20 protein-coding genes are annotated in these 20,864 nt (G+C 72.4%); 15 read left to right on the top strand and 5 right to left on the bottom strand.

Annotated elements, in window-relative coordinates; genetic code table 11:
* Positions 1-98: 98 nt before the first annotated feature.
* Positions 99-695 carry a hypothetical protein gene (locus tag HFV08_RS02775; protein WP_168535411.1) on the bottom strand — a complete coding sequence of 199 codons (597 nt, stop codon included), beginning with the start codon at positions 693-695 and terminating at the stop codon, positions 99-101.
* A 285-nt stretch (positions 696-980) separates the two neighbouring features.
* Between HFV08_RS02775 and HFV08_RS32045 the strand changes: the two genes are divergently transcribed.
* A complete protein-coding gene (locus tag HFV08_RS32045; protein WP_040248360.1) occupies positions 981-1,415 on the top strand; it encodes an SPW repeat protein in 435 nt (144 codons plus the stop codon).
* Positions 1,416-1,562: 147 nt separating this feature from the next.
* Here the strand turns inward: HFV08_RS32045 and htpG are convergent, their stop codons facing one another.
* Entirely contained in the window at positions 1,563-3,500 is a 1,938-nt protein-coding gene (gene htpG, locus HFV08_RS02765) for a molecular chaperone HtpG (RefSeq protein WP_168535409.1), read from the bottom strand.
* A 281-nt stretch (positions 3,501-3,781) separates the two neighbouring features.
* On the opposite strand from htpG, the gene HFV08_RS02760 reads away from it, so the two are divergent.
* A complete protein-coding gene (locus tag HFV08_RS02760; protein WP_052482185.1) occupies positions 3,782-4,006 on the top strand; it encodes a hypothetical protein in 225 nt (74 codons plus the stop codon).
* Between the two features lie 72 nt (positions 4,007-4,078).
* Here the strand turns inward: HFV08_RS02760 and HFV08_RS02755 are convergent, their stop codons facing one another.
* The gene (locus HFV08_RS02755) at positions 4,079-4,783 is read right to left on the bottom strand and encodes a ribonuclease H family protein (RefSeq protein ID WP_168535407.1); all 705 of its coding nucleotides are present in this window, start codon (positions 4,781-4,783) and stop codon (positions 4,079-4,081) included.
* A 517-nt stretch (positions 4,784-5,300) separates the two neighbouring features.
* Between HFV08_RS02755 and HFV08_RS02750 the strand changes: the two genes are divergently transcribed.
* The 3 genes from HFV08_RS02750 to HFV08_RS02740 all read left to right on the top strand — a co-directional run bounded on the left by HFV08_RS02750 (position 5,301) and on the right by HFV08_RS02740 (position 8,901).
* The gene (locus HFV08_RS02750; protein ID WP_168535405.1) at positions 5,301-6,257 is read left to right on the top strand and encodes a hypothetical protein; all 957 of its coding nucleotides are present in this window, start codon (positions 5,301-5,303) and stop codon (positions 6,255-6,257) included.
* Positions 6,258-6,481: 224 nt separating this feature from the next.
* The gene (locus HFV08_RS02745; RefSeq protein ID WP_168535684.1) at positions 6,482-7,936 is read left to right on the top strand and encodes an amino acid permease; all 1,455 of its coding nucleotides are present in this window, start codon (positions 6,482-6,484) and stop codon (positions 7,934-7,936) included.
* Between the two features lie 107 nt (positions 7,937-8,043).
* On the top strand, positions 8,044-8,901 hold the full coding sequence (locus HFV08_RS02740) for a GNAT family N-acetyltransferase (RefSeq protein ID WP_168535403.1): 858 nt from the start codon (positions 8,044-8,046) through the stop codon (positions 8,899-8,901).
* 70 nt (positions 8,902-8,971) lie between these two features.
* On the opposite strand, the gene HFV08_RS02735 is transcribed toward HFV08_RS02740, so the two are convergent.
* Positions 8,972-9,844, bottom strand: a complete 873-nt coding sequence (locus tag HFV08_RS02735; RefSeq protein WP_168535401.1) for a putative protein N(5)-glutamine methyltransferase — start codon at positions 9,842-9,844, stop codon at positions 8,972-8,974.
* A gap of 416 nt (positions 9,845-10,260) precedes the next feature.
* Between HFV08_RS02735 and HFV08_RS02730 the strand changes: the two genes are divergently transcribed.
* On the top strand, positions 10,261-10,479 hold the full coding sequence (locus HFV08_RS02730; RefSeq protein WP_168535399.1) for a hypothetical protein: 219 nt from the start codon (positions 10,261-10,263) through the stop codon (positions 10,477-10,479).
* A 268-nt stretch (positions 10,480-10,747) separates the two neighbouring features.
* Here HFV08_RS02730 and ku read toward each other — a convergent pair whose 3' ends face one another.
* Complete coding sequence (gene ku, locus HFV08_RS02725; RefSeq protein ID WP_168535397.1) at positions 10,748-11,914, bottom strand: non-homologous end joining protein Ku; 1,167 nt, start codon at positions 11,912-11,914, stop codon at positions 10,748-10,750.
* A gap of 125 nt (positions 11,915-12,039) precedes the next feature.
* Between ku and ligD the strand changes: the two genes are divergently transcribed.
* The 9 genes from ligD to HFV08_RS02680 all read left to right on the top strand — a co-directional run bounded on the left by ligD (position 12,040) and on the right by HFV08_RS02680 (position 20,806).
* Entirely contained in the window at positions 12,040-12,921 is an 882-nt protein-coding gene (gene ligD / locus HFV08_RS02720; protein ID WP_168535391.1) for a non-homologous end-joining DNA ligase, read from the top strand.
* 101 nt (positions 12,922-13,022) lie between these two features.
* The gene (locus tag HFV08_RS02715) at positions 13,023-13,547 is read left to right on the top strand and encodes an SRPBCC domain-containing protein (RefSeq protein ID WP_168535389.1); all 525 of its coding nucleotides are present in this window, start codon (positions 13,023-13,025) and stop codon (positions 13,545-13,547) included.
* Between the two features lie 292 nt (positions 13,548-13,839).
* On the top strand, positions 13,840-14,271 hold the full coding sequence (locus HFV08_RS02710) for an SH3 domain-containing protein (RefSeq protein ID WP_168535387.1): 432 nt from the start codon (positions 13,840-13,842) through the stop codon (positions 14,269-14,271).
* Between the two features lie 52 nt (positions 14,272-14,323).
* Entirely contained in the window at positions 14,324-15,868 is a 1,545-nt protein-coding gene (locus HFV08_RS02705) for an FtsW/RodA/SpoVE family cell cycle protein (protein WP_168535385.1), read from the top strand.
* A complete protein-coding gene (locus HFV08_RS02700) occupies positions 15,865-17,331 on the top strand; it encodes a penicillin-binding transpeptidase domain-containing protein (protein WP_168535383.1) in 1,467 nt (488 codons plus the stop codon). The genes HFV08_RS02705 and HFV08_RS02700 overlap by 4 nt, the downstream gene beginning before the upstream one ends.
* Positions 17,332-17,504: 173 nt before the next feature.
* On the top strand, positions 17,505-18,026 hold the full coding sequence (locus tag HFV08_RS02695; protein ID WP_168535381.1) for a DUF3291 domain-containing protein: 522 nt from the start codon (positions 17,505-17,507) through the stop codon (positions 18,024-18,026).
* A 32-nt stretch (positions 18,027-18,058) separates the two neighbouring features.
* A complete protein-coding gene (locus HFV08_RS02690; protein ID WP_168535379.1) occupies positions 18,059-18,850 on the top strand; it encodes a Clp protease N-terminal domain-containing protein in 792 nt (263 codons plus the stop codon).
* Between the two features lie 230 nt (positions 18,851-19,080).
* The gene (locus tag HFV08_RS02685) at positions 19,081-20,010 is read left to right on the top strand and encodes an AurF N-oxygenase family protein (protein WP_168535377.1); all 930 of its coding nucleotides are present in this window, start codon (positions 19,081-19,083) and stop codon (positions 20,008-20,010) included.
* A 70-nt stretch (positions 20,011-20,080) separates the two neighbouring features.
* Positions 20,081-20,806 (top strand): TetR/AcrR family transcriptional regulator, encoded by a 726-nt coding sequence (locus HFV08_RS02680; RefSeq protein WP_168535375.1) that lies wholly within the window; start codon positions 20,081-20,083, stop codon positions 20,804-20,806.
* The last annotated feature ends 58 nt before the right edge of the window (positions 20,807-20,864 follow it).

Raw genomic sequence — 20,864 nt, 5'->3', positions numbered from 1 at the left:
TCCTCTCAGAAATCAGGGAGTTGGGAGAGCGGACACCCGGCAGGACTGTAAGCCCGCTCCGGTGTCACGCCCTCCCGGACCTCACGCCCTCGGGGACCTCACGCCTTCTTGGGCGTCACGATCTTCTCGAAGCCCTCGCTCTGCTCCCAGCGGAGGTAGTAGAGCCCGGCGTCGCTGTCGTAGACGAAGAGGACCCGGCTGCCGTCGTCGTTCAGGGAGGTGTCTCCCCAGCCGTCGAAGTCCTTGGTGATGTCGATGTCCCAGTCGGTCAGCTCGCCGGTGCCGACGCCCGCCACGGACTCGGTCGGGGGCTCGCCGTCGTAGCAGTAGAGACCGAAGTCGGCGATGAGCGAGACGGTGCCGTTGACCTCGGCGAGGTCGACGCCCTGGCAAAGGTCGGTCTTGGTCTTGTAGAGCGTGTGCCAGGCGCTCCACTTGGTGGCGCCGGCGGCCTGGTGGCGCTCCTGGACGCCGGTGCCCTTGACCAGGCGCACGGTGACCTTGCGGCCGTCGCCGAGCGTCAGCGTGGACTGGTAGTCGTCCTGGACGCGCGGCTCGGTCCGGCTGTCGGAGGCGCCGCCGTCCTCGCCGGAGGTGTCGGCCCCCACGCCCTGGGCGGTGCCGTATCCGGCCGCCAGCAGTGCCGCCGCCGCCACGGAGGCGAGCGCGGCCCGGTGCGCCTTGCGCAGTCCCACGATGGATTCCTCTCTGCCTGCTGCCGGAGCACGCCGAGCGGCGCGCCCCGTCTTCTCCCGGGGCGCCGGTACGTCCGACACCCCTTCAGGGAGAGGAGACGTACCGCACAGGCGGCCGGTTCCTCATCCCTCGCGTCCGCACAGGGGGCGAGAACCAGCCAGCGAGCGAAACCTCGCGAAAGGCACTAAAGCGATACCAAACCGGCGGTCGATATCAGAAGCGCATAAGCCTAGGATAAATATGTCGAACACACGCGGATCAATCGACCTGAGGACGTGATTGGCGTGGCTGCTTCCACCACACCCGACATCCATCAGCACCCGGACATCATCGATCTCAAGGCCCGCTCCGAAGCCGCGGCCGCCTCGCCCGCCTCCCAGGCGGCCGAGGCACTGTGCCTGCTGGCCGGCCTCTTCCTCGCGGCCTCGCCGTGGATCGTGGGCTTCAGCGGACTGACCGCCCTGACGATCACCAACCTGATCGCCGGCCTGGCCTTCGCCTTCCTGTCCATGGGCATGGGCAACGTCTACGAACGTACGCACAGCATGAGCTGGGCGGCGGCCGGGATCGGCGTCTGGACGATCCTGGCACCGTGGGTGATCTCCGGCGACATGTCGACGACCAGGACCGTCCTCTGCAATGTGATCACCGGCGGCGTCATGTGCCTGGCCGCCCTGGCGACCGCGGGCCTGGCCTTCGGAGGAGGACGCAAGCGGTAACACGGCGCGCAACGGCACACCGGTACGCACCGGGAGCCCGACCCGGCGCCCGGGCGGGACGGCCGGTGCGGGCGGAGTCGCGGTGTCAGCCGCGCCCCTCCGTCCGCACCGGCCCGGCTCCTCGCCCGGCGCCCGGGTCCCGCTCGCTCAGAGCCCCGCCGCCAGCCTCCCCGCCAGCACCCGGGTGAAGCGGGCCGGGTCCTTCAGTTCGCCGCCCTCGGCGAGGAGGGCCATGCCGTGCAGGAGTTCGGCGGTCTCCGGGAGGGCGCCGTCCAGCGGGTCCTCGGCGTGGGAGGCGCGCAGGGCGGTGACCAGGGGGTGGGTCGGGTTGAGTTCCAGGATGCGCTTGACGCGCGGGAGTTCCTGGCCCATGGCCCGGTACATCTTCTCCAGGGTGGGGGTGACGTCGTCGGAGTCGCCGACGATGCACGCCGGTGACGTGGTCAGCCGGGAGGAGAGGCGGACCTCCTTCACGTCCTCCGCGAGGGCGGAGGTCATCCAGGAGAGCAGACCGGCGAAGTCCTTCTCCTGCTGGGCGCGCTCCGGGTCCTCCTCCTTGTCGTCCTTCTCGGAGTCGAGGTCGACCTGCCCCTTGGCGATGGACTTGAGGGCGGTGCCGTCGAACTCGCGGACCTGCTCCACCCAGACCTCGTCGACCGGGTCGGTGAGCAGCAGCACCTCGAGGCCCTTGTCGCGGAAGGCCTCCATGTGCGGGGAGTTCTCCAGGAGGGAGCGGGACTCGCCGGTCAGGTAGTAGATGTGCTCCTGGCCCTCCTGCATCCGGGAGACGTAGTCGCGCAGGCTGGTCTCCTGCTCCGGGTCGTGGGTGGAGGGGAAGGAGCAGATGTCGAGGATGGCCTCGCGGTTGTCGTAGTCGCTGAGCAGGCCCTCCTTGACCGCGCGGCCGAACTCGCCCCAGAAGGTGCGGTAGCGGTCGGCGTCCTTGGCGCGCATCGACTTGACCGTGGAGAGCACCTTCTTGACCAGGCGCCGGTGCATCAGCTGGATCTGGCGGTCCTGCTGCAGGTTCTCCCGGGAGACGTTGAGGGAGAGGTCCTGCGCGTCCACGACGCCCTTGACGAAGCGCAGGTAGTCCGGGAGCAGCGACTCGCAGTCGTCCATGATGAAGACGCGCTTGACGTAGAGGTGCACTCCGCGCCGGGCACCCTGCTGGAAGAGGTCGAGGGGCGCCCGGGAGGGGATGAACAGCAGCGCCTGGTACTCGAAGGTGCCCTCGGCCCGGGTGTGGATCGTCTCCAGCGGGTCGTTCCAGTCGTGGCTGACGTGCTTGTAGAACTCCTGGTACTCCTCCTCCTTGATCTCCTCCGGGGAGCGCGCCCAGAGCGCCTTCATCGAGTTGACGGTGTCGGTGACCTGCTTGGTCTCGCCGTCCTCGGTGCGCTCGGTGGCCAGCCGGATGGGCCAGGGGATGAAGTCCGAGTGCTGGCGGACGATCTCGCGGATCTTGTGCTCGGCGGAGTAGTCGAAGAGCGCGTCCTCGGTGTCCTCCGGCTTGAGGTGCAGGGTGACCGAGGTGCCCTGCGGGGCGTCCGCCACCGGCTGCAGGGTGTAGGTGCCCTCACCGCTGGACTCCCAGCGGGTGCCCTCGCCCTCCCCGGCCCTGCGAGTGACCAGGGTGACCTTGTCGGCGACCATGAAGCTGGAGTAGAAGCCGACGCCGAAGTTGCCGATGAGGCGGGCGGAGGCGGCGCCGTCCTTGGACTCCTGGGCCTCCTTCAGCTTGCGCGCGAACTCGGCCGTACCGGACTTGGCGATGGTGCCGATCAGCTGCACCACCTCCTCGCGGGACATGCCGATGCCGTTGTCGCGCACGGTGAGGGTCCGCTGCCCGGGGTCGGCCTCCAGGGCGATGTGGAGGTCGGAGGTGTCCGCGTCGAGGTCGCTGTCGCGCAGCGATTCCAGACGCAGTTTGTCCAGGGCGTCCGAGGAGTTGGAGATCAACTCCCTCAGGAAAATGTCCTTGTTCGAGTAGATCGAGTGCACCACCAGCTGGAGAAGCTGGCGGGACTCGGCCTGGAACTCGTACGTCTCGACCTGCTCGGTCTGGTCGGCCTGGCTGTTCACGGCACTCCTCGCGAAGAGAACTCACTCATCCCGGTGCGCCGCTGCCACCGGCGCACCGTCCCCGTGCGGGTGCTCGCCGAGCCGGTCCCACCGGCCGCTCCCCCGGCTGTCCCGCGAAGGGGGACGGCGGAGCGCGCAGCAGGGCTGCACCTGCGGCTCAGATTTTGCCGGGTGGGACGGGGAAATCTCCAGTCAGGCCCGCGACGGTGCCGCACCGCACACTGCCCGGGGCGCCCGGCCCGCCCGCACCCCGCCCCCAACTCCCCTCTACACTGCGGCGGATGACGAGCAACGTGACGTGTACTCAGTGCGGGACGCCCGGCCTCGCGCCCGGTTTCATCGAGGACGCCGGCGAGCACTCCCGCGGGTACGCGCGCTGGATCGCGGGCCCCCTGGAGCGCGGCCTGCTCGGCGGCGCCAAGCGCCTGGGCCGCGAACGCCATCAGATCGACGCCTACCGCTGCCCCAAGTGCGGCCACTTGGAGCTGTTCGCGGTTCAGGAGTAGTCCGGGGGCGGGAGGGGCGACGGGGGGACCGGGCCCCGAGCGGGCCTCTGCCGAGGGCGCTCCCCCCGGTGATCAGCCCGCGGCGGCGCCGGTGCGGCACTCCGGGTGGCCCCAGCCGTCATCGTTCCTGGCGATCAGTTCGCCGGCCGGGTAGGGGCGCCCGCAGCGGCAGCGGCCCGGGAACTTCGCCTTCAGGGTGCGGGCGGCGCCGTCCTTGGGGGTGCGGCGGGCGCCGCCTGCCGCCTTGCCGGTGCCGCGCGCCTTGCCGCCCGCCGGGGCCGCCTTGGGGGTGGCCGGGGGTTCGGCGGAGCCCTGGTCGCTGCCGAGGGGTTCCTGGAGCTGGGCCGCCTGGCTGGCCGCGCGGTCGGCGAGGTCGTTGAGCGGGTCGCCGTCGACCTGGTGCGCGGGCACGTAGCGGAACTCCACGGTGCGGCCTTCGAGGAGGCGGTCGATGCTCTCGACCAGTTCCCGGTTGGCGACCGGCTTGCCGGAGGCGGTCTTCCAGCCCTTGCGCTTCCAGCCGGGGAGCCAGGTGGTGACCGCCTTCATCGCATACTGCGAGTCCATCCGGATCTCCGCCTCCACCGCGGGGTCCAGCCGGGTCAACAGCTGTTCCAGGGCGGTGAGTTCGGCGACGTTGTTGGTGGCCGTGCCCAGCGGGCCCGCCTCCCAGCGGGCCGGTACCTCCTCGGTGTCGGCGATGACCCAGGCCCAGCCCGCTGGTCCCGGATTCCCCTTCGATGCCCCGTCGCACGCGGCGATCACTCGTTGTGCCATGCCCCGATCATCTCAGCCCCGGCGGGCCCCCCGGTCCGGCACCCGGCACCGGGTCGCCGCGGCATCGGGCAATCCCCCGCCGCGGCGCCTGTATACCGTACGGCCGCACCCCGCAGGCGTATTGCGGTTTTTTTATCAAGGGGGCGGGGGGTGAGGGCATATGCCCGCGCTTTGTCCGGCGGTTTTGTCCGGCGGGAGTTCCGTACCGGCGGATGCTTCGGCACTGCCGGAGATCACGCCGGAGATCACCGCGGGAGCCCGGTGAGCAGGACCGCGGTCCGGGTCCGCCGCCGAATCGGGGACGGCGGCGGCGCACCGCCACGGAAAGTCCGCGAGACCACTGCGCGCAATTCACGGAACCCGGCCCAGGGAAGTGCACAACACCCCCTGACTTCCTCTTAGATCACCAGTAGTGTGTGAGCCGCTACCGCCGAGCACGAATTGCGAGGGGTGGAATCCGGCTGACCGGAATGGCGGTTGTCCGGCGTGCCAAGTACACGGAAACGGGGGAGAGCGCGTGACGGTGGAATCGTTCGCCGGCCAGTACGTATGGCATCCGGCGGCCGACGACCGGCAGCTGGCGCGCGCCTGCGTGGATGTCAGGGCCGGGCGCTACCTCAGCGCCCAGGAGGCCTTACGCGATTGCCGCCAGGACTTCGACCTTCGCGCCCACCGCTCCCTGGTCCTCGCCTCCGAGGCCGCCGACTCCGACCTCGCCGAGCGCTGGCTCGACGAGGAGCCGGGGCCCGAGGCGGCGCTGCTCTGGGCGCGGGTGGCGATGCTGCGCGCGCTGCGGATGGCGGGCACCGACGACGGGCGCACCGGCCAGCTGACCCGGATCGCCTTCACCGCCTGCGAGCGGGCGGCCGTGATGTTCCCGGCCGACCCCACGCCCTGGGTGGCGCAACTGGCCCTCGCCCGGCTCGACGGGATGCGGGACCCGGCGCCCGAGGGGCTGATGACCGGACCGCCGGGCCCCTGGCGCCTCTTCGTACGGATCCTGCGCCTGGACCCCTGGCACCGCGAGGCCCACCACCGGCTGCTCTCCTACTACTTCGCCCGCAACGGCGGTTCGGCGAGCGCCCGTTGGGACGTGGCCACCTTCCTCAGCCACCGGGCCCCGACCACCTCGCCGCTGCGGCTGCTGCCGCTTGTGGCGCTGGTCGAGGACTACGACCCGACGGTGCCGCTCTCGCTGAAGGTGTGGGAGCAGCCGCAGTGGCGCAAGACCGCGCTGAGCATCTACCACACCTGGTTCCCGCAGGTCACCGACGCCCGCTTCACGCCGGTGCTCGACCTCAGCTACCTCGCCCAGGCCCTCTTCCTGGCCCGGTGCGAATTCGAGGCGCGGGCCGTCTTCACCGCGATGGGCCCCTACGCCTCCCGGATGCCGTGGCACGCCTTCGGCGAGCCCGCGGAGCAGCTGAGCCGGGCCAGACGGCTGTGCGGACTGCCCGTACCCGCTCCGTCCTGAGGAGGTCCCCCTCCCCCGGCGGGCCGCCGACAGCCTTGTCCCGCCGGGCGGTTCCCATCCCTGTACTCCCCCGAGTCCCGGAGTACGCCGGCCCCACCCGGCGACTCCTCCGTCCCCCACCCCCCAGAAAGGTCGCGGCCGTGTCCGAGCGCACCACCCGCCGCACGCAGGCAGCACCCCCCACCGCATCGGCGACCCTCGACGACGATGCGACGCTGCATGCCATGGGATATCCGCGGAAACTCACACGGCGTTTCCGCGCCTTCGACAACTTCGCCATCTCCTTCACCATCATCAACATCATCTCCGGCATCTTCTCCTCCTTCGGAATGGGGATGAACGCGGGCGGTCCGCGCATTCTCGTATTCGGCTGGATCGGCGTCTCGGTGATGGTGCTCTTCGTCGGTGCGGCAATGGCGGAAATCGCGTCCGCCTATCCGACGAGCGGGGCGCTCTACTTCTCCGCGGGCAAACTCGCGAAGAAGCACAAGGGCGCCTGGTCCTGGTACACGGGCTGGCTCAACTTCGTCGGCCAGATAGGCGGCACGGCGGCCACCGGCTATGCCGCGGCCACCTTCATCCAGGCCTATGTGTCGATGCAGTGGTCCTCGTACCACCCCACGCTCCAGCAGACCGTGCTCATCACCGCGGGCATCCTGGTCGTCCAGGCGCTCGCCAACACCTACACCGTGCAGCTGGTGGCGATCCTGAACCGGATCTCGGTGTGGTGGCTGCTCGTCGGCATGGTCATCATCGTGACCACCCTGATCGTGGTCCCCGACCAGCACCAGTCGGCCGGTTTCGTGACGCACTACGCCAACAACACCGGCTTCGAGAACGCGATTTACGCGGGAATGCTGGGCCTGCTCGTCACCAGCTGGACTTTCACCGGCTTCGACGGCAGCTTCCACATGTCCGAGGAGACGGTCAAGGCAACGGTCAACGCCCCCAAGGGAATTGTGCGGGCGATCGGCTATTCCGCGGTGACCGGCCTGCTCCTCATGCTCGCCCTCGTCTACGCGATCCGCGACTACGGCAAGGAGGCGGGCGCCGACGCGCCACCGGTCCAGGTGCTCATCGACGCCCTCGGCACCGGCACCGCGAAAATGCTGCTGCTCATCGTCATCGGCGCGATGCTCTTCTGCGGACTGGCGAACATGACCAGCAACACCCGCCAGATCTTCGCCTTCTCGCGGGACGGCGCCATGCCGGGCTCCCGCCTGTGGCACTCCGTCTCGCCCCGCACCCGTACCCCCGTCAAGGCGGTCTGGCTGGCGGCGGCCTGCTCACTGGTCCTGGTGATCCCGGGCTGGTGGTCCCATGTCGCCTTCTCCGCCGTGGTCAGCGTCAACGTGGTCGGGCTCTTCCTCGCCTACGCGGTGCCGATCTTCCTGCGGCTGCGCCTCGGCGACGCCTTCCAGCCCGGCCCGTGGAACCTGGGCCGCTGGGGCAAGCCGGTGGCCGCGATCGCGGTGCTGTGGATCGTGTTCAGCAGCGTGCTGTTCATGCTGCCGCAGGTCTCCCCGATCGACGCGACCTCCTTCAACTACGCCCCGATCGCCCTCGCCGTGGTCCTCGCCATCGCTACCGTGTGGTGGTTCGCCACCGCCCGCAGGCGCTTCCAGGGTCCGGTCAGCTACGGCCGCCCGGACGAGGTCGCCGCCATGGACCTGATCTGAGCAACCGCCCCGCACAGCAACCCGATCCGGGGCGGGCACGGCCGGTCTCCCCGCCGGCCGTGCCCGCCGCCGCGCGAGGACCGCGCCACCGCACGAAAGGCAGCCCCATGCAGCCGACGCACCCCGAACTCACCCTCAGCCGCGCCCGTCTCGACGAGTGGCACCGGATCGCCGACTGGGCCGCCGAGGAGCAGTGGAATCCGGGCCTGCGCGATGTGCACGGCTTCCACCCCACCGACCCGGAGGGCTTCTTCGTCGGCAGGACGGGCGGGCAGCTCGTCTCGGCCGTCTCCGTCGTCAACTACTCCGCGCGCTTCGCCTTCCTCGGCTACTACCTGGTCCACCCCGAGCACCGCGGCCGGGGCCTCGGCCTGCGCACCTGGCAGGGCGCCTTCCCGCACGCGGGCGCACGCGTGGTCGGCCTCGACGCGGTCCCCGCGCAGACCGCCACCTACCGGCGCTCCGGCTTCCACTCCCAGTACGAGAACGTCCGCTACGCGGGGCGCCCCGCGCTCTCCGGCCCGCCCCACCCGGACGTGCACCCGGTGGGCCCCGAGCACCTGGACGCCCTCGCCGCCTACGACGCGCGCTGCTTCCCCGCCGAGCGCGCCTCCTTCGTACGGCGCTGGCTCACCGCCGAGGGGCACCACGCCCATGTGTATCTGCGCGAGGGCGAGGTCGCGGGCTACGGGGTGCTGCGCCCGGCCCGCGCGGGCCGCCGGGTGGGACCGCTCTTCGCCGACAGCCGGGAGGGCGCCGAGGCCCTGCTCGACGCCCTCGCCGCCCACCTGGGACCGGAGGAGGAGCTGTGGATCGATGTGCCCGAACCACGCGCCGAGGCCGTGGAGTCGGCCACCGCCCGCGGACTGACCCCGCGCTCGGTGACCACCCGGATGTACACCGACCCGGCACAACCGCCGCACCTGGAACGGGTCTACGGCGTGACCAGCCTCGAACTGGGCTGAGCTGTAGGGGAGTTCTCCAAGCAATCTGACCAACCGCCCTGGTCCGCAGGGCAGTTGATCTCCCTGGCAGTTACGACCGCGGCCGGGTCCCCACCACCACGGTCGCCTGCTCCTCCGCGTCGCTGTGCACCTCGGCGGTGAGCCCGCCCTCGGTGAACAGCCGGGCGGCCCGGGCCGATTGGCGGGCGCCGGTCTCCACCAGGAGGACGCCGCCGGGGGCCAGCCAGTCCCGGGCCGAGCCGCTCACCCGGCGCAGCACGTCGAGTCCGTCGCCGCCGCCGTCGAGCGCGGTGAGCGGCTCGTGCTCGCGTGCCTCGGCGGGCAGCAGCGGGACCTCCCCGGAGGGTACGTACGGGACGTTGGCGAGGAGGATGTCGATCCGGCCGCGCAGGGTCCCGGGCAGCGCCTCGTACAGGTCCCCCTGGTGGACGGTGCCGCCCACCGGGGCGAGGTTGCGGCGGGCGCAGTCGACGGCGGCGGCATCGATGTCAGCGGCGTGCAGCGCGGCCGCTCCCAGCGCGGTGGCGAGGGCGAGGCCGAGCGCGCCCGAGCCGCAGCAGAGGTCGGTGACCAGGGCGCCGGGGCGGCCGAGCGCGAGGGCGCGGTCCACCAGGTACTCGCTGCGCCGCCGGGGCACGAAGACCCCGGGCCCGACCGCCACCCGCAGCCCGCGGAACTCGGCCCAGCCCAGCACGTGTTCGAGGGGCAGCCCGGCGATCCGGCGCCGCACCATCGCCTCCAGGGCGGCATCGTCCGGGGCGGCGGCGATCAGCAGCGCGGCCTCGTCCTCGGCGAAGACACAGCCGGAGGCGCGGAGCCGGGCGACGAGAGCGGAATCCGGGGCGGGCACCCGGTCCGGTACGGGCGGCTGGTCCCGGACGGGCGGTACGGGAGAGGGGTCACCGGAGCCGGGAACGGGGCCGCGGGACGGGGAACCTGACATGAGAAGAGCGGGGCCTTTCGGACGGACGAAGGGCGCTCCCGGGTTCACCCGCGGTGCGGGGATCCCTGTGCCGTCCCGAGGCGCGAGGTCCTGAGGCGTGAGCACCCTGCCTGACGTGCGTTGATGGGGCTCACCTCCTCGGCGTCGGATCGGACCGGCCACAGTACAGGAGCCGCCGCGCGGGGCGCACCCCGCGGGGCCCTTGCCCGGAGCGCCCTCCCGGCACCCGTCCGCCGCCTCCCGGTCGCCGTACGAGGGCCGTGTCCCGGGGCCGGCCGCGCAGTGGTTCAACCAATAGGCACCCCCGGGCACCGATGGCGTATACGTGGAGGGAGTCCCGGGCACCGCCCCCCACGGAGGCCGGACAGCGGACCGTGAGCGGCAGTGCGCGAGCCGTCAGCACCGAAGGAGTTCGTATGACCCGCTGGGATCGTCTGAACCCGATGAGCCACCCCAACCGTCCGCCGCGTACCCCCGCCGAGCTGGCCGTCGCCGAGGTGGAGGCGGTCGAGGTGGAGGCCGTGGAGACCAGGGAGGGCGGCTGGTCCCTCCCCGCCCGCGGTGCCGTCCAGGACCTCACCCCGCCGGGCACCGGCACCCCCGAGCGGACCCAGGAGGAAACCGACCCGCGGTGAGCGGAAGCGGTCCCCGACCCGGGCCGCCGCCGGGCACCTCCCGCCCGGCGGCGGCCTTTCGCGTACGACCGGCACGCGCCTACGCGCCTCCCGCACCTCCCGCACCCAGCGGCGGACTTCCGCGTACAGCCGCCCCTCACGCAGGCGCCTCCCGCTCCGGGCCCGCACCACTCACGTAACGCCTCCCGCGCCGGGCCCGCACCACTCACGTAACGCCTCCCGCGCCGGGCCCCGCCACCCGCGTGACGCCTCCCGCCCCCGATGGCGGCTACGAGGCCTTGCGCCGTGAACTCGTCTTCTTCGCCGTCGACTTGGCGGAGGCGGCAGACTTCGCCGGTTGCCGGGCGGCGGACTTCGGGGCTGCCGCGGACTTCGCCGCCGTCTTGCCCGCCGTCTTCCTGGCGCCCTGCCGGGAGGCTGAACTCCCCGACTGTGCGCTCTTCTTGGCTGCGGTGGCCCCCGAACCCGCCTTGGCCGTCGACTTCTTGGCGGACGTCTTCTTCGCCGCCTTCTTCGCGGTGGAGGTGGACTTCTTGCCGCCGACCTCCTTGGGCCGGGCCGGGGCGGACCGCCGGGCGGTGGCGGAGCCCTCGCCGGACTCCCGCGGCAGCCGCCGCACCTCGGCCATCTCGGCCGCGGACCCGCCGCCGCCCTCCCCGCGCGCCTCCTGGGCTGCGCGTACCGAACTCTGCAGCGCCGACATCAGGTCGATGACCTTGCCGCCCTTGCGTTCGGCGGCCGGGGCCGGGGCGAGGGCCTCGCCGCCCGCCTTGGCCGCGATCAGCTCCTCGACGGCCTCCCGGTACTCGTCGTGCAGGCTCGACAGATCGACCTCGCCGAGGGTGTCCATCAGGGCGTCCGCCAGGTCGAGTTCGGCCTCGCGGACGGTGACCTCGGCGTCCGGGGCGACCCCCTCGGTGGTGCGGATCTCGTCCGGCCACAGCAGCCCGTGCATGGCGATGACGTCGTCGACCACGCGCAGCATCCCGAGCCGCTCGCGGCCCCTCAGGGCGAACTTGGCCACCGCCACCTTGCGGCTGCGCTTCAGCGCCTCGCGCAGCAGGGTGTACGGCTTGGTCGCGGGGGCGCCGTTGGCCGCGAGGTAGTAGGCGGCGTCCATCTGGAGCGGGTCGATCCGGTCGGCCGGGACGAAGGCGACGATCTCGATGGTCTTGGCGGTGCTCAGCGGCAGCGCGGACAGCTCCTCCTCCGAGATCGGGATGATCGAGCCGTCGACGTCCTCGTAGCCCTTGCCGATCTCCGACTGGGTGACCTCGCGGTCCTCCAGCTCGCAGACCTTGCGGTAGCGGATGCGGCCGCCGTCCTCGGTGTGGATCTGCCGGAACGAGACATTGTGGTTCTCGGTGGCGTTCACGACCTTGATCGGGATGCTGACCAGGCCGAAGGAGATGGCGCCGTTCCATATGGATCGCACGATCTGACACCTTTGCTGGAGGGCCCGCCGGGGGACCGCCCACCGGTCCCGTACGGGAGTGACCGCCCGGGGGCTTTTCTCCCGCTTCGATGGGCTTGGCTCGGCTTTCGTGGGATTCTCATCGTATGACGCCCATCACGGAGGTGGAGGGGCGACGGCTGGCGCTCAGCAACCTCGACAAGGTCATCTATCCGGCGCGCCACTTCACCAAGGGCGAGGTGGTCCACTACTACGCGAGCGTGGCCGGCTCGCTGCTCGCGCACCTGTACAACCGGCCGGTGTCCTTCCTGCGGTTCCCCGACGGCCCCGAGGGGCAGCGGTTCTTCGCGAAGAACGTGCCGCCGGGTACGCCCTCCTGGATCAGGACCGCCGAGGTGCCGCACTCCGACGGGCCCGCGCGGCAGGTCCTCGTACAGGATCTGGCGACCCTGGTCTGGTCGGCCAATCTGGTGACGGAGTTCCATACGCCCCAGTGGCAGGCGGACGCCCACGGGATCGCCGACCGGCTGGTCCTCGATCTCGACCCCGGGGCGCCCGCGACCGTCGTGGAGTGCTGCGAGGTGGCGCTCTGGCTGCGCGAGCGGCTTGCCGCCGACGGGATCGAGGCCTTCGCGAAGACCTCCGGCGCCAAGGGCCTGCACCTGCTCGCGCCGATCGAGCCGACCCCCTCGGGCGAGGTCACCGGCTACGCCAAGGGGCTCGCGGTGGAGGCGGAGCAGGCGCTGCCCGGGCTGGTCACGCACCGGATGACCAAGAGCCTGCGGCCGGGCCGGGTGTTCGTGGACTTCAGCCAGAACGCGGCGGCCAAGACCACCGCCACCCCGTACACCCTGCGGGCGCGGACCGAGCCCTCCGTCTCGGCGCCGGTCACCTGGGAGGAGGTCGCCGACTGCCGGGACGCCGCCCGGCTGCACTTCCTGGCCGACGACATCCCCCCACGGCTCCAGGCCCACGGCGATCTGCTGGCCCCGCTGTTCAACCCGAACCGCGCCCGGCCGCTGCCCTGAGACCGGAGATCCGGGACCCCGCCGCCCCTCCCGAACCCCGCGACCGACAACCCGCAACCCACACCCACACCCACACCCACACCCACGTGAGGAACCCCTTCATGAGCGAGAACGGCAAGGCGCGCCGCACCACGGACGGGCCCACCGAGCCGGGACCGGACCGGGAACCGGCCGCCCCGGCGGACCGGATCGAGCGGGAGGTCCGCATCGCGGCGCCCATCGAGCGGGTCTGGGCGGTGCTCACCGAACCCGGGCACGTCGGCGAGTGGTTCGGGCAGGGGGCGCCCGCCCAGATCGATCTGCGTCCCGGCGGGATCATGCAGGTGGACCACGGGAGCGCCGGGCAGTTCCCGACGAAGATCGTGAAGGTCGATCCCCCGCAGCACTTCGCCTATCTGTGGGCGAGCGGCTATCCGGGCGACATCGCGGTCCCCGGCAACGCCACCCTGGTCGAGTTCACCCTGGCGGCCGAGGGCGAGCGCACCCTGCTCCACCTGACCGAGAGCGGCTTCACCGAGGTGCCGGTACCGCCGGAACACCCGGAGGCCTCGTACGAGAGCCATGTGGCGGGGTGGAACGAGCTGATCGAGGTCCTGCGGACGTACGCGGAGCGCACCGGGCGGTGAGGGCCGGGCCGACCGGCGGCGGGCGGGGGCGGGTCCGGCGGCGGGTCCGGGCATCCGGACCGAGGGCCATGCGGGCGATTTCGGCGGGAGGGGGTGCGCGGGAACGGGGAGGGGAGCCACCGGCTGCGCTGTCCCGGGCGCCCAACTCACGTACCCCGCACGGCGATTGAGCCGCAGCGCCGATGCGCCGCCCCGCCTCCGAGCACGCAGCGTGATCTTTTGCGCACGTTATGTGGACGTTTTAGTGTGAACCTGCTCATATCACCCTCAAACGCCTTCCTCTGGAGGACACATGTCTGTGCGGTCTCTCGCGCACCGAATCGCCATAACTGCCGCTGCCGGCGCCCTCACGGCCGTCGCCGTGACCGGTTCCGCCTTCGCGGCCGGTGCGGACCCGCAGCCGGTCGGCGAGGACGCGCTGCCGGGCGTCACGAACCAGCTGCCCTCGGACCACACGGCCGAGACGCAGTGGTCGCCGGACTCGCACCGCTACTACAAGGGCCGGGTCATCGCCCGCAGCGGACTGCTGCTGCGCGAGGCCCCCACCCGCAGCAGCGACGTGATCGGCTCCAAGCCCTACGGCGCCTACGTCCACATCTACTGCAAGACCAAGGGCGACAACGTCGACGGCAACTGGCGCTGGTACCTCCTCGCGGACGGCACCTGGGCCTGGGCCTCGGCCCGCTACATCGAGAACATCGGCCCGGCCCCCCGCTGGTGCTGACCCACCCCCACAGAACAGGACATAGCGTCCGGTGCTTGCTACGTTCCCCGGCATGACCGGAACGACGGCGGGCGCGGCCCCCGAGGCCACGCGCCGCCCTCCCCGGGGCCGCGGCACCGAACTCGGTCTGCTCGTCCTGGCCGTTCTTCTCCCGGTCTACGGCTACTGCGCCGTGGGCCTGGCGAAGAACGGCACCCTCCCGCCCGGCGCCGCCGGTCACGGCGCCGGGCTCGGTGCGTTCGCCCTCCTCGCCCATCTGGTGGTGCGCCGGCGCGCCCCGTACGCCGATCCGCTGCTGCTGCCGATCGCCGTGCTCCTCAACGGACTCGGCCTGGTGCTCCTCTTCCGCCTCGACCTGGAGACACCGGAGCACCGGGCGGCGCCCGCGCAACTCGTCTGGTCCACCGTCGGCATCGTCCTCTTCCTCGCGGTGCTCCTGCTGCTGCGCGACCACCGGGTGCTGCGGCGCTACGCCCATCTGAGCGTGTGCGCCGCCCTCGCGCTGATGCTCGCCCCCGTCTTCTTCCCCGCGGTCAACGGCGCCCGGATCTGGATCAGGGCGGGCGGACTCTCCCTGCAACCGGGGGAGTTCGCGAAGGTGCTGCTCGCCGTCTTCTTCGCCGCGCACCTCGCCGCCGGGCAGCAGGCCCTGGTCCACACCGGGCGGCGGCTCGGCCCGCTGCGGCTGCCCACCGGGCGGGTGCTCGGCCCGGTGCTCACCGTCTGGCTGCTCAGCGTCACGGTGCTGGTCCTCGAACGCGACCTCGGCACCTCGCTGCTCTTCTTCGGCCTCTTCGTGGTGCTGCTCTACGCGGCCACCGGGCGGATCGGCTGGATCGCCGCCGGTCTGCTGCTCGCCTCCGCGGGCGCCTGGCTCGTCGGGCGCTACGAACCGCATGTGCACGCCCGGATCACCGAGTGGCTGCACCCCTTCGCCTCCATCGAGGCGGGCGAGGGCCCCGGGCAGCTCGCGCAGTCGCTCTTCGCCTTCGGCGCGGGCGGGGCCACCGGGACCGGGCTCGGCCTCGGCCACTCGGTGCTCATCGGCTTCGCCGCCAAGTCCGACTTCATCCTGGCCACCGCGGGCGAGGAACTCGGCCTCGCCGGGCTCTCGGCCCTGCTGCTGCTCTACGCGCTGCTCGTGGAGCGCGCCTACCGGGCGGGCCTCGGCCTGCGGGACGCCTTCGGGCGGCTGCTCGCCACCGCCTTCGCCGCGGTGCTCGCCCTCCAGGTCTTCGTCATCGCGGGCGGGGTGACCGGACTGATCCCGCTGACCGGCATGCCGATGCCCTTCCTCGCCCAGGGCGGCTCCTCGGTGGTCACCAACTGGGTGATCGTGGCCCTCCTGATCCGGATGAGCGACTCCGCCCGGCGGCCCCGGACCGCGGCCGACACGACGACCGGCACGACGGCGGACACGGCGGCCGAGACGGCGGCGGACACGGCGGCCGAGACGGCGGCGGACGCGACAGCCGACACGACAGCCGCCGGGAACACCGCCCCCGGCCCCGCCCCGGCCACCACCGCGAAGGGCACCCCCGAGGCCGCCCCCGCGCCCCGCCCGCTCGCCGCACACGCGGAACAGGACGCCCCATGACCCGGTACATCCGCCGGGTGGCCCTCTGCTGCCTGCTACCGCTGCTCGCGCTGCTGGTCAACGCCGGGCGGCTGCAACTCGTCGAGGCCGGTTCGCTGGAGGCCAACAGCGCCAACCGCCGGGCCGGGATCGAGCGCTACCAGCAGCCCCGCGGCGAGATCCTGGTCGCCGGGCGCGGCATCACCGGCTCCAAGGACACCGGCGAGAACCTGCGCTACGAACGCACCTACCGCGAGGGCCCGTTGTACGCCCCGGTCACCGGCTTCGACTCCCAGACCTACGGCAGCAGCCTCCTGGAGAGCGCCGAGGACGCCGTGCTCTCCGGCACCGACCCGGCCCTCGCACCCTTCGGCTCACTCGCCGCGCTCGCCGGAGCGGACCCGGGCCGCAGCCCCGGCGGGCGGGTGTTCACCACCCTCGATCCGGCCGCCCAGCGCGCCGCCTTCGAGGGGCTCGGCGACCGCAAGGGCGCCGTCGCCGCCCTCGACCCCTCCACCGGCCGGGTCCTCGCCCTGGTCTCCACCCCCTCGTACGACCCGGGTGTGCTCTCCGGCACCAGCGCCTCGGTGGGGCGCAGCTGGAAGCGGCTGGAGGCCGACCGGGACCAGCCGATGCTCAACCGGGCCGTCCGGGGAACGTATCCGCCCGGCTCGACCTTCAAGGTGGTCACCGCCGCCGCGGCCCTGGACGCGGGCCTGGTCCGGGACCTGGACGCGCCGACCCGCTCCCCCGACCCGTACCGGCTGCCGGGTACCGACCGGCTGCTCGGCAACGAGGCGCGCGGCTGCCGGAACGCCTCGCTGCGCTATGCCTTCGCCTGGTCCTGCAACACCGTCTTCGCCCGGCTCGGCGTACGGACCGGGCTGCCCGCGATGAGCCGCACCGCCGGGCACTTCGGCTTCGACGACGCCTCGCTGCGCATCCCCTTCCCGGTCGCCCCGAGCACCTTCGACACCGGGATGGACCGGGCCCAGCTCGCGATGTCCGCCATCGGCCAGTTCGACACCCGGGCGACCCCCTTGCAGATGGCGATGGTGGCGGGGGCGGTCGCGGCGGGCGGCGCGGTGAAGCCGCCGTACCTGGTGGACAAGGTGACCACCGGCGAGGGGCGCACGGTGCGCAGGACCGCCGGTGCCCGGGCCCGGCAGGCGATGACCCCGGCCACGGCGCGGCGGCTGGCGGAGCTGATGACCACGGCGGTCGAGGAGGGCAGCGGCAGGAAGGCGCGGATCCCCGGCGCGACGGTCGGCGGCAAGACCGGCACCGCCCAGCACGGCGTCGCCAACTCCGGTACGCCCTATGCCTGGTTCGTCTCCTGGGCGCAGAGCGAGGCCGGGGACGCGCCGCCGGTCGCGGTGGCCGTGGTGGTGGAGGACGCGGCGGCCGACCGCGCGGAGATCAGCGGCGGCGGCAGCGCGGCACCGATCGCCCGGGCCGTCATGGAAGCGGCGCTGGGGCGCTGAACTGCCGGGCGGCGCACGCCAGTTGCCGCCACGCGCCGTCGAATGCCCGCCGCACGCCGCCTGTTACCCGCCGCCCGTCTGCTGCCGGTCTGCTGCCCCGAAGCCGGTCGCGGGAGTTTCTCAGCTTCCGGACCGGGCCCGGGTCCCGCCCGGAGTCCGCCTATCGTGCCGCCATGGCAGCCGAGAGCACACCCTTCGAACTCGCCCAGATCAATATCGCCCGCCTCAAAGCCCCGCTGGACTCACCGCAGTTGAAGGACTTCTCCGACAACCTCGACCCGGTGAACGCGATCGCCGACACCGCGCCCGGATTCGTCTGGCGGCTCCAGGGCGAGGGCGACGACGCCACCGACCTGCGCCCCTACGAGGACGAGTGGATCATCGTCAACATGTCGGTGTGGCGGGACCCGGAGTCCCTGACCGCCTTCATGTACCAGGGCACGCACCGCGAACTCCTCGCCCGCCGGAGGGAGTTCTTCGAGCGGCTGGACGAGGCGGTCACCGCCCTGTGGTGGGTGCCCGCGGGGCATCTGCCGACCGTCGCCGAGGCGCGGGAGCGCCTGGACCACCTGCGCGCCCACGGCCCGCACCCGTACGCCTTCACCCTGCGCACCACCTTCCCCGCACAGGAGACCGCGCCCCTCGCCCCGGAGCGGGCGGACCAGGAGACCCCACAGGGCGCAACCCAGGGTTGACACCTCGCGGCATGTCAACTTACGGTTGACACATGACCGAACCTGCCCGCATCACCAGCCAGGTCCGTCTGGACGACCTGATCCAGGCCATCAAGACGGTCCACACCGACGTACTGGAACAGCTCACCGACGCCGTGGTCGCCGCCGACCACCTCGGCGAAGTGGCCGACCACCTCATCGGCCACTTCGTCGACCAGGCCCGCCGCTCGGGCGCCTCCTGGGCCGAGATCGGCCGCAGCATGGGGGTCACCCGGCAGGCCGCCCAGAAGCGCTTCGTACCGAAGGACCCGGGCGAGGCACCGGCCCTCGACCCGAACCAGGGCTTCGGCCGCTTCACCCCGCGCGCCCGCAACGCGGTGGTCGCCGCGCACGACGAGGCCCAGTCCGCCTCACACGCCCAGGTGCGCGCCGAGCATCTGATCCTCGGCCTGCTCGCCGAGCCGGAGTCGCTCGCGGTGCACGCGATCACCTCCCAGGGCGCCACGGTCGAGCAGGTCCGCGGCGCCGCCACCGAGGCGCTGCCCGGCCCCGCCGAGAACCCGCCGGAGCTGATCCCGTACGACGCCGGGGCGCGCAAGGTCCTGGAGCTGACCTTCCGCCAGGCCCTGCGCCTCGGGCACAACTACATCGGCACCGAGCACTTGCTGCTCTCGCTCCTGGAACACGAGGACGGCACCGGGGTCCTCTCCGGCCTCGGCGTGGACAAGGAGCGCGTCGAGGCGGAGGTGACCGCCCTGCTCGACCAGTTCACGGCCGCCGTCGGCCCGAGCACCGAGGGAGCCGACGGGACCTCCGGCACCGCGGGGACCGGCCCCGGGGACTGAGCCGCCCCGGCCCGCTTCCGCGCACCCGCCCGCCCGACCGTCCGCCCCTCGGCCGCCCCCGCCTCCGGCACTCCGGAGCCGGGGGCGGCCTCCGTATGCCGGGGCCCCGCTCCCCGGGCGTTCAACAAGTCCCGCGCAGGGGATTGACGGCCTTGCTGACAAGCAGTCTCATAAGGCGGAGACCTCCGCGGTCCCGAGAGCCCGAGTACCCGTACGAAGAGGTGTCGACGATGACCACCGTGCCCGAGTCCGTGCTGCTCAGGGACGCCCTCGGCCTGCTGAAGGACCGCGAGGAGACCGCCCTGCGCCTGCTCGACTCCTCCGCCCGGCACTCCTTCGACCCCGACCGCGAACTCGACTGGGACGCCCCGCTGGAGGACGGCAAGTGGTTCTGGCCGCCGGAGCTGGTCTCGCTCTACGGCACCCCGCTGTGGAAACGGATGTCCGAGGAGCAGCGGCGGGACCTCGCCCGGCACGAGGCCGCCTCGCTCGCCTCGCTCGGCATCTGGTTCGAGGTCATCCTCATCCAGCTCCTCGTCCGCCATATCTACGACAAGTCGCTGACCAGCAGCCATGTGCGGTACGCCCTCACCGAGATCGCCGACGAGTGCCGCCACTCGATGATGTTCGCGCGCATGATCCACAAGGCCGGGGTGCCCGCGTACCCGGTCTCGCGGCTCAACCACAATCTGGCCAGGATCCTCAAGACGGTCTCCACCACCCCCGGCTCCTTCGCCTGCACCCTGCTCGGCGAGGAGATCCTCGACTGGATGCAGCGGCTGACCTTCCCCGACGAGCGGGTGCAGCCCCTGGTCCGCGGGGTGACCCGCATCCATGTCATCGAGGAGGCCCGCCATGTCCGGTACGCGCGCGAGGAGTTGCGCCGCCAGATGGCGACCGCGCCCGCCTGGGAGCGGCAGCTGACCGTCCTCAGCGCCGGGGAGGCGGCCCGCGTCTTCTCCGTCGCCTTCGTCAACCCGCAGGTCTACGCGAACGTCGGCCTGGACCGCCGGGAGGCCGTCGCCCAGGTCAGGGCCAGCGGCCACCGCCGCGAGGTGATGCAGGCCGGCGCCCGGCGGCTGACCGACTTCCTCGACGACATCGGCCTGCTGCGCGGCGTCGGCCGCCCCCTGTGGCGCAGCTCCGGGCTGCTTGGCTGAGCCGCCCGCCGTGGCCGGGACCCGGAGGGCGCACCACTGCCCGGCCCCGAAGCCGGTTACCCTGCCTGGCATGACCTCGGCAGCCACCCCGCGCGCCTACCGGCGGCTCAGCGTCGAGGACCGGCGCGCCCAGCTCATCGACACGGCGCTCCAGCTCTTCGCCCACCGCGCACCCGAGGACGTCTCCCTCGACGACGTCGCCGAGGCCGCCGGGGTCTCGCGCCCGCTGGTCTACCGCTACTTCCCGGGCGGCAAGCAGCAGCTCTACGAGGCCGCCCTGCGCGGCGCCGCCGACGTACTGGAGCAGTGCTTCGCGGAGCCCGAGGAGGGCCCGCTGATGCAGCGCCTGTCCCGGGCCCTGGACCGCTATCTGGCCTTCGTGGTCGGGCACGACGCCGGGTTCAGCGCCCTGCTCCAGGGCGGCAGCGTGGTGGAGACCTCCCGGACCAGCGCCATCGTGGACGAGGTGCGCCGCGCCGCCGCCGAGCAGATCCTGCGCCACCTCGGCGTCACCGATCCGGGCCCGCGGCTGCGGATGGCGGTGCGGATGTGGATCACCGCGGTGGAGGCCGCCTCGCTGATCTGGCTGGACGAGGGCAAGGACCCCTCGGTCGAGGAGCTGCGCGACTGGCTGGTGGAGAACCTGGTGGTGCAGCTGGTCACGGCCGCGGGCCGGGACGAGCAGATCGCCGAGATCGTGGGGTACGTGCTGTCCCTGGAGGAGCCCGGCGGCGTGATACCCCGGCTCGCACAGCGCATCCTGCCGCTGGTGGAGGCGGCGTCGGAACTGGGGTGAGCGCCCGGCCCCTGACCCCGTGCCGCCCGGGCCCGCGGATCCCGGCACCCGGCCCTTC

Source organism: Streptomyces physcomitrii (genome assembly GCF_012273655.1).
Lineage (GTDB): Bacteria > Actinomycetota > Actinomycetes > Streptomycetales > Streptomycetaceae > Streptomyces > Streptomyces physcomitrii.
This window is presented reverse-complemented; position numbering and strand designations above follow the sequence as displayed.